General features: G+C 35.1%; 12 protein-coding genes. 8 read left to right on the top strand and 4 right to left on the bottom strand.

The annotated features are described in order from the left end of the window. Window positions 1-16: 16 nt before the first annotated feature. The 8 genes from COB47_RS05940 to pyrE are packed head-to-tail and all read left to right on the top strand — an operon-like array spanning window position 17 to window position 9,360. On the top strand, window positions 17-934 hold the full coding sequence (locus COB47_RS05940) for an aspartate carbamoyltransferase catalytic subunit (protein ID WP_013290475.1): 918 nt from the start codon (window positions 17-19) through the stop codon (window positions 932-934). Then, the gene (locus tag COB47_RS05935; protein ID WP_013290474.1) at window positions 934-2,226 is read left to right on the top strand and encodes a dihydroorotase; all 1,293 of its coding nucleotides are present in this window, start codon (window positions 934-936) and stop codon (window positions 2,224-2,226) included. The genes COB47_RS05940 and COB47_RS05935 overlap by 1 nt, the downstream gene beginning before the upstream one ends. Continuing rightward, a complete protein-coding gene (gene pyrF, locus COB47_RS05930; RefSeq protein WP_013290473.1) occupies window positions 2,220-3,137 on the top strand; it encodes an orotidine-5'-phosphate decarboxylase in 918 nt (305 codons plus the stop codon). Before COB47_RS05935 ends, pyrF begins: the two co-directional genes overlap by 7 nt. 32 nt (window positions 3,138-3,169) lie before the next feature. Next, window positions 3,170-6,397, top strand: a complete 3,228-nt coding sequence (carB, locus tag COB47_RS05925; RefSeq protein ID WP_013290472.1) for a carbamoyl-phosphate synthase large subunit — start codon at window positions 3,170-3,172, stop codon at window positions 6,395-6,397. Next, window positions 6,378-7,145 carry a dihydroorotate dehydrogenase electron transfer subunit gene (locus tag COB47_RS05920; RefSeq protein ID WP_013290471.1) on the top strand — a complete coding sequence of 256 codons (768 nt, stop codon included), beginning with the start codon at window positions 6,378-6,380 and terminating at the stop codon, window positions 7,143-7,145. Before carB ends, COB47_RS05920 begins: the two co-directional genes overlap by 20 nt. Then, window positions 7,142-8,044: a dihydroorotate dehydrogenase gene (locus tag COB47_RS05915; protein ID WP_013290470.1), complete on the top strand. Its 903-nt coding sequence runs from the start codon at window positions 7,142-7,144 to the stop codon at window positions 8,042-8,044. The genes COB47_RS05920 and COB47_RS05915 overlap by 4 nt, the downstream gene beginning before the upstream one ends. A gap of 13 nt (window positions 8,045-8,057) precedes the next feature. Further along, a complete protein-coding gene (locus tag COB47_RS05910) occupies window positions 8,058-8,780 on the top strand; it encodes a histidine phosphatase family protein (protein WP_013290469.1) in 723 nt (240 codons plus the stop codon). Next, window positions 8,773-9,360, top strand: a complete 588-nt coding sequence (gene pyrE, locus COB47_RS05905; protein ID WP_013290468.1) for an orotate phosphoribosyltransferase — start codon at window positions 8,773-8,775, stop codon at window positions 9,358-9,360. The genes COB47_RS05910 and pyrE overlap by 8 nt, the downstream gene beginning before the upstream one ends. A gap of 70 nt (window positions 9,361-9,430) precedes the next feature. Here the strand turns inward: pyrE and COB47_RS05900 are convergent, their stop codons facing one another. Genes COB47_RS05900 through COB47_RS05885 form a run of 4 tightly spaced genes read right to left on the bottom strand, consistent with a single transcriptional unit; the run spans window position 9,431 to window position 12,720 of the window. Continuing rightward, the gene (locus tag COB47_RS05900; RefSeq protein ID WP_013290467.1) at window positions 9,431-10,135 is read right to left on the bottom strand and encodes an ABC transporter ATP-binding protein; all 705 of its coding nucleotides are present in this window, start codon (window positions 10,133-10,135) and stop codon (window positions 9,431-9,433) included. Beyond that, window positions 10,128-10,898 (bottom strand): ABC transporter ATP-binding protein, encoded by a 771-nt coding sequence (locus COB47_RS05895; protein WP_013290466.1) that lies wholly within the window; start codon window positions 10,896-10,898, stop codon window positions 10,128-10,130. Before COB47_RS05895 ends, COB47_RS05900 begins: the two co-directional genes overlap by 8 nt. Beyond that, the gene (locus COB47_RS05890) at window positions 10,891-11,829 is read right to left on the bottom strand and encodes a branched-chain amino acid ABC transporter permease (RefSeq protein ID WP_013290465.1); all 939 of its coding nucleotides are present in this window, start codon (window positions 11,827-11,829) and stop codon (window positions 10,891-10,893) included. The genes COB47_RS05895 and COB47_RS05890 overlap by 8 nt, the downstream gene beginning before the upstream one ends. A gap of 6 nt (window positions 11,830-11,835) precedes the next feature. Next, window positions 11,836-12,720, bottom strand: coding sequence for a branched-chain amino acid ABC transporter permease (locus tag COB47_RS05885; RefSeq protein WP_013290464.1), 885 nt, complete (start codon window positions 12,718-12,720; stop codon window positions 11,836-11,838). Between the last annotated feature and the right edge of the window lie 97 nt (window positions 12,721-12,817).

The following is a 12,817-nucleotide window of genomic DNA, read 5'->3' as shown; positions in this document are numbered from 1 at the left end:
ATCGGAGGTGAATAAATTGAAACATTTGCTTGGTTTAAGAGAGATTTCAAAAGAGGATATTTTAAAAATACTCAACCTTGCAAAAGATATGAAGACAATTTTAAAGAGTGAAACTAAAAAGACTCCTCATCTGCAGGGGTATTCGGTTGTAACTCTGTTTTATGAAAATAGTACCAGAACACGAACATCGTTTGAGCTTGCAGCAAAGTTTATGAGTGCCAATACAACCTCTATATCTGTGCAAACCAGTAGTGTGCAGAAAGGAGAGTCTTTGCTTGACACTGTAAAAACTTTGGAAGCTCTAAAAACAGATGTGCTAATTGTCAGACATTCAGTTTCTGGTGTGCCGCATTTTATTGCCAAAAACTGCTCATTTTCGGTCATAAACGCTGGTGATGGAATGAATGAGCATCCAACACAGGCACTACTTGATATGTTCACAATTAGAGAAAGGCTTGGAACAATTGAGAAATTGAAGATAGCAATCATTGGCGATATTCTTCACAGCAGGGTTGCAAGGAGCAACATTTGGGGACTTTCCAAGTTTGACAACCAAATCACAGTGTTTGGACCACAAACACTTATTCCACCTTATATTGAAAACTTTGCCAAGGTTGCATCTTCTTTGGAAGAGGCAGTCTCAGGAAAAGATGTTGTAATAGATTTGAGGATTCAGCTTGAGAGACAAAAACGGGGCTTTATAACCTCAAAGCAAGAATATTACAAATTTTATGGGTTAAACGAAGATATAATGAAATATGTTTCAGACAACACCTTGATTATGCACCCTGGTCCTGTCAACAGAGGAGTTGAAATCTCTTCAGAAATTATGCAACTGCCAAATTCAACTATCAATGAGCAAGTTACAAACGGTATTGCTGTTAGAATGGCAGTTTTATACCTTTGCACACGCAAGGAGGGAATTTACAGGTGATGATATTGATAAAAAATGCACAGATTGTAAATAGTCTTCACGACAAACTTGAAAAAGTTGATATATTGATAGTTGATGACAAGATAGAAAAGATTAGTAAAAACATAGAAGAAAATCCGGAGAAGATGATTATAATAGATGCAAGCGGCAAGTATGTAATGCCAAGCTTTACCGATATTCACTGTCATTTGCGAGAACCTGGTTTTGAGTACAAAGAAGACATAAAGAGCGGTAGCAGGTCTGCCGCAGCAGGAGGATTTACAACAATCTGTTGTATGCCAAATACAAACCCTCCTGTAGACAACAGAGCAATGGTTGCGTATATAAAATATCGTGCAAGAGAAGTCTCACCAATTGAGGTGTTACCTGTTGGGGCTATAACAAAAGCACTTTTAGGAGAAGAGCTTGCTGAGATAGGATTTATGAAAGATGAAGGTGCTATTGCTATATCAGATGACGGAAAGTGTGTTATGAACGCTAATCTAATGAGAAATGCTCTTTTGTACTCTAAAGATTTTTCGATACCTGTCATCTCACACTGTGAAGATACGAACTTATCTGAAGGAGGACAGATAAATTTAGGATATGTATCAACAATCACAGGACTTAGAGGAATTCCACGTGAGGCAGAATCAATAATTGTTGCAAGAGATATTCTTCTTGCAAAAGAAACAAAAGCACATATTCATATAACCCATGTATCTACCAAAGAATCTGTTAGACTTATAAAAATGGCAAAAGAGTGGGATGTAAATGTCACGGCTGACACATGCCCGCATTATATAAGCCTTACAGAAGAAGAGGTACTTGGATTTAACACAAACGCAAAAGTAAACCCTCCTCTGAGAACACAAGAGGATGTTGAAGCTTTGATTGAAGGATTAAAAGAAGGTATAATAGACTGTATATCAACAGACCATGCCCCGCATCACAAAGATGAAAAGAATGTCGAATTTAATCTTGCTGCAAGTGGTACAATTGGTTTTGAGACTGCATTTTCTGTGCTAATAACATATCTTGTAGAAAAAAATGCATTTGATATCGGGGAGATAGTAGAACTTTTAAACCACAACCCAAGAAAAATAATTGGACTTTCTCCAAACATTATAAAAGAAGGTGAAAAAGCAAATCTTGTTATTGTGGATTTAAAGAAAAAATGGGAAGTAAAAGAAAAAAACATTGTGTCAAAGTCAAAAAATAGTGTGTTTTTGGGAAAAATTTTGACTTCTTATGTTGAGACAGTAATATACAATGGGAAGATATTAAAAAAGGACGGTGTTTTGAATTGTTAAACTTTTCAGACAGATTAATTGATGCTATAAAAAAGAAGAATAGTGTTCTTATAGCAGGAATTGATACAACCATTGAAAATATACCAGATTATTTTATTAAAAGATTCTATTACAATGAAAAAAGCGAGATTGATAATTTAAAAACTATTTTATTTGAATACAACCGAAGAATTATTGATGCTGTGGAAGAAAATGTGGTTGGGGTAAAGTTTCAGGCAGCATTTTTTGAACAGTATTCTTATCATGGGTTTGAGGTTTTGCATAAACTCTGTGAATATGCAAAAAACAAAAAGCTTATTGTAATCTTTGATGGTAAGAGAAATGATATTTCAAGTTCAGCAAAGGGATACTCAAATGCTTACATTGGTGAAACTCCTGTTTTTAATAAGAAGATAAGGTTCTTTGAATTTGACGCAATCACAACAAATCCTTATCTCGGGCAAGATAGTATAAAGCCATTTGTTGAAGACTGTGAGAGATTCAAAAAAGGTCTATTTGTACTTGTTAAAACTTCTAATCCTTCTTCTGCTGACATTCAAGATATTGTAGTTGAAGATAAAAAACTTTATGAAATAGTTGCTGAAAAAGTGTATGAATGGGGGAAAAACTGTGTAGGAAAAGAAGGTTACAGTGATATTGGAGCTGTTGTAGGTGCAACCCAGCCAGAAGCTGGTAAAAGAATAAGGCAAATCTTGCCAAACTCTTTCCTACTTGTACCTGGCATCGGTGTGCAGGGAGGAAAAGTAGAAGATTTGAAATATTTTGTGGACAGCAACAACATGGGCATAATAGTAAATTCGTCACGTGATATTATCTATGCATACAAAAACTATGTTAATTCTGATTTTGAGAAAAGTAGTTATTTGGCTTCAAAAAACATCAAAGAAAGTATTAATGCAGTAATTTCATAGGAAAACAAAATCAAAAGAGGTGAGACTTTAAAGTGCCACTGAGAAAGGATATAAAAAAGGTTTTAGTTATAGGTTCAGGACCGATAATAATTGGTCAAGCAGCTGAATTTGACTATTCAGGAAGTCAGGCTTGTAAAGCTTTAAAAGAAGAAGGAATTGAAGTTGTCCTTATAAACTCAAACCCTGCAACAATAATGACAGACAAAACAATGGCAGACAGCATTTATATAGAACCAATAACGTGTGAAATAATAGAAAAGATAATCCAAAAAGAAAGAGTGGATGCCATCTTACCGACACTTGGAGGGCAGACAGGACTTAACACTGCTGTTGAACTCTACAAAAGTGGTATTCTTGATAAATATAATGTCAAAGTAATTGGAACAAATATTGAAGCTATTGAGTTTGCAGAAGACAGGCTTCTTTTCAAAGAGTTAATGATAAAAATTGGTGAACCTGTTGTTCCAAGTGAAGTTGTAAACTGTGTTGAAGATGGTGTTGCGTTTGCAAAAAAGATTGGCTTTCCGGTTATAATAAGACCGGCATATACTCTTGGTGGAACTGGCGGTGGCATTGCAAACAATGAAGATGAGTTTGTAGAGATTGCAAGAAAAGGTCTTTCATACAGTCCTGTACACCAAATACTTGTTGAGAAAAGTATAAAAGGGTGGAAAGAGATAGAGTATGAGGTTATGCGAGATTCAAACGGGTGTCTTATTACTGTATGTAATATGGAAAATATTGATCCAGTTGGAATTCATACAGGCGACAGCATTGTTGTTGCACCATCGCAGACGCTTTCAGACAAAGAATATCAAATGCTAAGGTCGTCTGCATTAAAGATCATTGATGTACTTAAAATTGAAGGTGGTTGTAACGTTCAATTTGCTCTAAATCCTGAGAACTTTGAATATGCAGTGATTGAAGTAAATCCAAGGGTCAGCCGCTCATCTGCTTTGGCTTCAAAAGCAACAGGGTATCCTATTGCAAGAATTGCTGCAAAGATTGCGCTTGGCTATACACTTGACGAAATAGAAAATGCCATTACAAAAATGACATATGCAAGTTTTGAACCAGCACTTGACTATGTTGTTTTGAAAATTCCTCGATGGCCGTTTGACAAATTCACTTATGCAAACAGAAAGCTTGGCACACAAATGAAGGCAACTGGAGAAGTCATGGCGATAGGAAGAACATTCGAAGAAGGTCTTTTAAAGGGTATACGCTCACTTGATATTGGACTGGATTATTTAGACCTTCCAGAGCTTAAAAATTTCGATAATCAAACTCTTACGCAACTTATAATCGAGGCTGATGATAGAAGAATATTTGCAATTGCCGAGGCTATAAGAAGAGGTTATGAAGTAGAATATCTATATCGAATAAGCAAAGTGGATAAATTTTTCCTTAATAAGATTAAAAATATAATTGATATGGAAGAAAAAATCAAAAAAGAAGAACTAAACAGCAGCATTTTACTTGAAGCAAAAAAGATGGGATTCAGTGACAAGACAATTGCAAATATCAAAGGTATATTTGAAAATGATGTAAGAAGTATGAGAAAGAACCTAAACATAACACCGGTATATAAAATGGTTGACACATGCGCAGCAGAATTTGAAGCAAAAACTCCTTATTATTACTCAACATATGAAAGAGAAAATGATGTAGCAGTATCACAAACATCAGATACAGAGAGAAAAATTGTTGTTCTTGGTTCAGGTCCAATAAGAATTGGTCAGGGAATCGAATTTGACTATACTTCTGTCCACAGCAGTTATACACTTTCAAAGCTGGGTATAAAGTCGGTCATAATAAATAATAATCCTGAAACTGTAAGTACCGATTTTGATACCTCAGATATGCTCTTCTTTGAACCGCTTACAAAAGAAGATGTTTTGAATGTCATTGAAACTGTAAAGGCAGATGGGGTGATAGTTCAATTTGGTGGTCAAACAGCTATAAAACTTTCCCAGCAGCTTGCAAAAGAGGGTATCAAGATTTTTGGTACAAGTGCAGAGGGAATAGACATTGCAGAGGACAGGGAAAGATTTGACAAGATTTTAAATAAACTTAACATTAAAAGACCTCCAGGTTTTACATGTTTTGCTTTGCAAGAAGCACTTGAAATAGCAAACTCATTGGGTTATCCTGTGCTTGTAAGACCTTCATATGTTCTGGGCGGACAGGGTATGAAGATTGCTTTTGACGATAATGATATTGTGGAAATGCTAAGCTATGCAAAGAATCTCAATGATCATCCTATTCTTATTGATAAATATATTGTCGGAAAGGAAATAGAAGTTGATGCTATATCTGATGGTGAGGACATCTTAATTCCAGGAATAATGGAGCACATCGAAAGAGCAGGTGTTCATTCAGGAGATAGTATTTCTCTATATCCAGCAAGGAATATTTCAAAGTATATTGAAGATAGAATTGTTGAATACACACATAAAATAGCAAAAGAACTTGAATGCAAAGGACTTATAAATGTTCAATTCATTGTCCAAAATGAAGAGCTTTACGTTATTGAAGTCAATCCAAGAGGCAGCAGAACTGTGCCGTTTTTAAGCAAAGTAACTGGTGTTCCCATGGTTGAGCTTGCAACAATGGTAAGTTTGGGATATAGACTGAAAGATTTGGTAAACACAGTTGGACTTTTGCCGAAAAAAGATTTCTATGCCTTTAAAGTTCCTGTTTTCTCATTTGAAAAACTGCCTGATGTTGAAGTATCACTTGGTCCTGAGATGAAGTCAACAGGTGAGGTTATGGGAATTTCGAAAGACTACTATATTGCTCTTTACAAAGGACTTGTTGCAAGCGGAACAAAACTCCCATTAGAAGGTGGAGTGCTTTTTACTGTTGCTGACCCTGATAAAAATGAAATCATCCCAATTGCTGAGAAGTTTGAAAAGCTTGGATTCAAGATATATGCAACATCAAAGACAGCAAAACATCTGAATTTTTATCAGGTTGCTGCAAATCACGTTAAAAAAGTGTCTGAAGGAAGTCCAAATATAATAGATTTAATTAGAAAAGGAGAAATCAACATTGTCATCAATACTCCTACAAAAGGAAGGCAGCCGCAAAGAGATGGTTTTTTAATAAGAAGATTTGCTGTGGAAAACAAAGTGCCAATCTTCACTTCAGTTGATACTGCAAAGGCTGTGGTTGAAATTATTGAATTTCTAAAACAAAAAAGAGAACTTGACATATTTAACATAGGAGAGATTGATAATGAAACTATTAGACGTTGAAATTGAAGAAAATGTAAAGATTGCAAATGATATATTTCTCTTATCCTTTGAATCTGAATATTTAGCAGAGAATTTTAAACCGGGTAATTTTGTGAATATTCTAATTGATAAAGAGAGCATTTATCCTCTTTTGAGAAGACCTCTTAGTATCTCTTTTGTTGAGGGAAAAAGAGTTTATATTGGTTACAAAGTGGTAGGTAAAGGCACAAAACTTCTTTCTCAAAAATCAAAAGGAGAAACTATTGATGTATTAGGTCCACTTGGAAATTCATTTTTGACAGACATCTCCGACGAAAATGTTGCTATAATTGGAGGGGGGGTTGGTATTTTCCCCCTTGTCGGATTATGTAAAGAACTAAAAAATAAAGGTAATAGGGTTGATATATTTCTTGGATTCAGAGATTCAAATTCAATGTTCTTAGTAGAAAAATTTAAAGATATTTGTGATAATACTTTAATTTCAACAGATGATGGTAGTTGCGGTTATAAAGGAAATGTAGTTGATATCTTCAAAAACAATTTTTCAAAAGAAAAATATAAAGTAGTTTTTTGCTGTGGACCAAAACCCATGTTAAAAGCTATTAAAAACCTTAAACTTCCTGTAAAATGTTATGCCTCTTTAGAGGAAAAAATGGCGTGCGGGATAGGCGCATGTCTTTGTTGCAGCATAAAAGGAAAAGATGACAATGTGTATCATGTGTGTTCAGATGGTCCTGTTTTTGATATAATGGAGGTTGAAATTGAATGAATTTAGAAGTTGAAATAGCAGGTATAAAACTTAAAAACCCGGTTATTGCTGCATCAGGAACATTTGGATTTGGTCGTGAATTTTCAAAACTGATTGACTTAAATCTATTTGGAGGAATTTCAACAAAAGGAATAACTCTCAAAAAGCGTACTGGTAACCCTCAGCCAAGACTGTGTGAGGTCTACGGCGGAATAATAAACTCAGTTGGACTTGAAAATCCGGGAGTTGAAGCTTTTGTAAATGATGAGCTTCCCTTTTTAAGAAAGTTTGATACAAAGATAATTGCTAACATTAACGGTTTTAGCAAAGAGGAATTTATGGACCTTGCAAAAATAGTAAGTCCACTTGTAGACATGATAGAAGTAAATCTGTCATGTCCCAATGTAAAAGAAGGTGGTATGGTATTTGGGAAAGACCCAAATAAAGTTTATGAGATAACAAAAGAAGTAAAGAAAGTATCTGCGTGCCCTGTAATAGTTAAACTAACACCAAATGTCACAGATATAACCCAGTTGGCAGTAGCTGCAGAAAAAGCAGGAGCAGATGCAATTTCACTTATAAACACCATATCTGCTATGGCAATTGATATTGAGACAAGAAAACCCCTGATAAAGATGGTAACAGGTGGGCTTTCTGGCCCTGCGATAAAACCAATTGCAGTAAGAATGGTTTATGAGTGCTTTAAAAAAGTTAAGATACCGATCATCGGGATGGGGGGAATTATGAACCACAAAGATGCTATTGAGTTTATCATTGCAGGAGCAACTGCCATTCAGATAGGCACTGTAAATTTTATAAATCCCAATGCAGTTTATGAAATTAAAGAGGGAATTGAGGCTTATCTTGAAATAATGGGTTTTAATTCCATAAGAGAACTTGTAGGTAACATAAATATCTGAGGTGAAAGCAAAAATGTCAAAGACAGTTGTATATCTTATTCGTCATGCAGAGGCAGAAGGGAATTTTGTAAGAAGGTTTCATGGTATTACAGATTCTAATGTAACAGAAAAAGGCAAATTGCAAGCTCAAAAACTTGCAGAAAGATTAAAAAATGTCCATTTTGATGTAATTTATTCGAGTCCTCTGAAAAGAGCCTTCTATACTGCAAGTAAGATAGCGGAGGGCAGAAATATAAATATTATAGTAAGAGAAGATTTGATAGAGATAAACGGTGGAGATTGGGAAGATAGGTGCTGGGATGAACTTCCTTTGCTTTATCCAACAGAGTACGAAATGTGGGAGAAAATGCCTCACAAGCACTGTATGCCAAATGGCGAAAGTATGTATGAACTTTTCTTGAGAGCAAAATCTGCTTTTGAGAACATCGTAAAGTCAAATGTTGGGAAGAAAATATGTATTGTAACCCATGGAACATTAATTAGGGCTCTTCTCACGTATATAAAAGGATATGAATTTGAAAGACTCAACGAGATTTTGTGGCAGGACAATACTGCTATAAATATAATCGAGTATAAAGATGGGAAATACCACCTTGTTGTTGAGGGCGATTGGTCTCATCTTGGAAATGAGCTTTCCACAATAGCATATCAAGACTGGTGGCAACAGTTTTTAAAAGAAAGAGGAATTGAAAAACAAGATTTAACTATCATTGAAAGGAGAGAAAGTTATGAATAAAGAGGCTTACATTCAAATGTTCAAAGACACAGATGCTTTATTAGAGGGACATTTTCTTTTATCCTCTGGAAAACACAGTGCAAAGTATCTTCAATGCGCAAGAGTGTTGCAATATCCGAACTTATCAGAAATGATCTGCAGAGATCTTGCACAATATTTTAAAGATGTGCAGGTCGACGTTGTAATAGGTCCAGCATTAGGTGCAGTAACACTTTCATACGAACTTGCAAGACAGCTTAAATGCCGTTCTATTTTTGCAGAAAGAGAAGATGGAATAATGAAACTCAGAAGAGGATTTAAGATCGAAGAAGGAGAAAAAGTTCTAGTAGTTGAAGATGTCATAACAACAGGTGGGTCTGTAAGAGAGATAATTGAGATTGTAAAAGAATACAGAGGTGAGATTGTAGCAGTTGCTGGTATTGTGGATAGAAGTGGTGGTAAGGTTGACCTTGGCTATCCTTTGAAAACTCTTCTTACGCTTGAAATTGAAACTTTTGACCCTGAGGAGTGTCCGCTTTGTAAAGAAGGTATACCTATTGTAAAACCTGGAAGCAGAAAAAGCAAAAAGAAAACAGAATAAAAAAATAAAGCTCTAACAGGGCTTTTTCCAAAATTTTGTCGGATAAAAGCCCTGTTTTCTTTAGAAATGATTACCCACCCAAATATGCTTTTTTAACCTCAGGATTTGCTGCAATCTCTTTTGCATCTCCGGATAAAACAATTTTACCTGTCTCTATTACATACGCTCTGTCCGCGATTGAAAGTGCCATGTGAGCATTTTGTTCAATCAAAAGTATAGTCGTACCTTGTGAATTTATCTCTTTTATTATCTTAAAAATCTCAGTTACAAGTATAGGTGCTAATCCCATTGAAGGCTCATCAAGCAAAAGTAACTTTGGCTTTGACATTAGCGCTCTTCCAATTGCAAGCATTTGCTGCTCTCCACCAGAGAGGGTACCTGCTAACTGGTTCTTTCTTTCATATAATCTTGGAAATCTTTCAAATACCTTTTTCAAATCTTCTTTTATTCCTTGCTTGTCCTTTCTTAAATATGCTCCAAGCTCTAAATTTTCAAGAACAGTCATCTCTGGAAAGACGCGTCTTCCTTCTGGTACATGGGAAATCCCAAGTTTTACAATCTCTATAGATGACTTTTTTGTTATGTCAATATCTTCAAAAAAGACTGAACCTGTACGAGGTCTAATAAGACCAGAGATTGTCTTAAGCAGGGTAGACTTTCCTGCGCCGTTTGCACCAATTAATGTAACAATCTCACCTTTTTGAACCTCCAATGATACTGAAAACAAAGCCTGTATTGCTCCATAGAACACATCTATCCCAGTTACTTTAAGCAAACTCTAAATCCCCCTCTCCAAGGTATGCTTCTATCACACGAGGGTTATTTTTGACGTCTTCAGGTGATCCTACCGCAATCACTTCACCGTAATCAAGCACATATATCTTTTCACATATGTCCATTACAACTGACATATCATGTTCAATTAAGAGTATAGTTAAATCAAATTTATCCTTTATAAATTTAATAAGGTTCTTTAGCTCCTGTGTTTCTTGAGGATTCATTCCCGCTGCTGGCTCATCCAACAAAAGTAATTTTGGTGATGTTGCAAGTGCACGAACAATTTCAAGCTTTCTTTGTTCGCCATAAGGTAGGTTTTTAGCAAATTCAAACCTTTTTTCATATAGTCCAAAGAGTTTCAAGAGCTCTTCTGCTTTTTTTTGAATTTGTTCTTTCTCTCTTAAAAATCGAGGAGTTCTTAATATTGCGTCAAATAAATTATATTTAATGTTTTTATGAAATGAAATCTTTACATTATCAAGAACACTTAGTTCCTTAAACAACCTTATGTTCTGAAAAGTCCTTGAAATTCCAAGCGCAGAAACCTGGTATGTCTTTTTATAAGTTATATCGTAGTTTGAAAATTCTATCCTGCCAGTATTAGGGTTATATATACCTGAAATCACATTAAATACTGTGGTTTTACCAGCACCGTTTGGCCCGATTAGCCCGATTATTGCACCTTTTTCAATATCAATATTAACATTGTTCAGCGCCACAATTCCTCCAAAATTGACTGTCACATTTTTTATCCTAAGCATTTTTCTCACCACCAATTGGTATCAGTTTTGAAAGTCTTATTTCTTTTGTCCCCATAAGCCCTTGAGGTCTAAATAACATAATTATGATCAAAATAAGAGAATATAAAACCATTCTCACTGCAGGATAATCTTGCAATAAAGCTGAAAGTATTGTTAAAACTATAGCAGAAATAATTGAACCTGATATGCTTCCAAGTCCACCCAAAACAACTATCACTAATATATCAATTGATTTAAAGAAGTTGAACATATCTGGCTGTATAAAGCCAAAAGAGCCAGAATAAATTGAGCCTGCAACACCTGCAAAAAAGGCACCTATCATAAATGCCATAACTTTATATAAAGTTGTGTTGATTCCCATAGCTTCTGCAGCTATCTCATCTTCTCTGATGGCGATCATCGCTCTACCAAACGATGAATTGATAATATTTAATATAACCACTACACTTAAGACTGTAATAACAAAATATCCAGTCCAGTCAATTCCTTGTGGTATATCACTTATTCCACTTGCACCACCTAAGTAATCTATATTTTGTATAATTACTCTTATGATCTCTCCAAACCCTAATGTAGCAATTGCAAGATAGTCACCTCTCAGTCGCAACACAGGAAGACCAATTATAAAACCACATATCATTGCAAACAACCCGCCAATTAAAACAGTGAGATAAAAGGGTACTGGTTTTTCAAGGGTGGTCAAAACTGCAGTGGTATACGCTCCAATTGCCATAAATCCTGCATGTCCAAGTGAAAACTGACCAGTGATACCGTTTATTAAGTTTAAACTTACTGCTAAGATGATATTCAACATTATCAAGAAGAGGTTTAGTTTGATATAATCATCTATCATGCCAATCTTCATTAAAAGCGTTATTATTAAATACAAAACAATTACAAATACAGAATGCACAACAAGCCTTTTTTTCATCTTTTCTTACACCTTCTCTTTTATATTTTTTCCGAGTAATCCAGAAGGTTTTATAATCAAAATTAATATCAAAAGAGCAAATGCAACTGCATCTTTGTACATAGAACTGCCGTATCCACTCACAAGAGTTTCAATAATACCAAGGGAAAATCCACCGAGCATCGCCCCAGGAATGATACCAATTCCACCAAACACAGCAGCTATAAAAGCTTTAAGTCCAGGCAAAACTCCCATGAGAGGATTTATGGTGTTATAATAAAGTCCAACTAACACACCAGCTGCTGCAGCAAGAGCAGAACCTATTGCAAATGTATATGAAATTGTAGTGTCAACGTTTATACCCATCAATCTTGCTGCATCCATATCTTGAGAGACTGCTCTCATTGCTTTTCCTATTTTTGTCTTCTTGACAACGAAATTTAGAATTATCATTAAAAGTATTGTAATAATCAAAAGATATATTTGTTTGTTGTTAATTACTATCCTACCTTGGAAAAGATGATAATTTTTTTCAGTAACAAGTCTTGGGAAAACTCTTGAATCAGCACCCATTATAATTTGCATAAGGTTTTCTAAAAGCAACGAAACACCTATAGCAGTTATCAGAGCAGCAATCCTTGGAGAGTTCCTAAGAGGTTTATATGCAAACTTTTCTATAAGAATTCCTAAAACACTACAAAAAATCATAGAGATTAACAGAGAAGGAATTAATCCCAGTTTCAGGTATGCAACACTTAAAAATGCAATGTAGGCACCAACCATAAATATGTCTCCATGAGCAAAATTAATCAGCTTAATAATTCCGTATACCATTGTATAACCAAGACTTATAAGGGCATATATACTTCCAAGTGTTATTCCATTTATTAACTGCTGAATTAACGTAGACAATTCGCTCTTCACCTCTTTCAAAAACTTTAAAACATTAAATATATAACAGAAGGGAAGGGGCATTATAATTTAAAAAAAGCCCCTTCCAACTAAGCTG

This window comes from Caldicellulosiruptor obsidiansis OB47 (assembly GCF_000145215.1).
GTDB classification, from domain to species: domain Bacteria; phylum Bacillota; class Thermoanaerobacteria; order Caldicellulosiruptorales; family Caldicellulosiruptoraceae; genus Caldicellulosiruptor; species Caldicellulosiruptor obsidiansis.
Note: the sequence above shows the minus strand (reverse complement) of the source record. Positions and strands in the feature narration are given on the sequence as shown.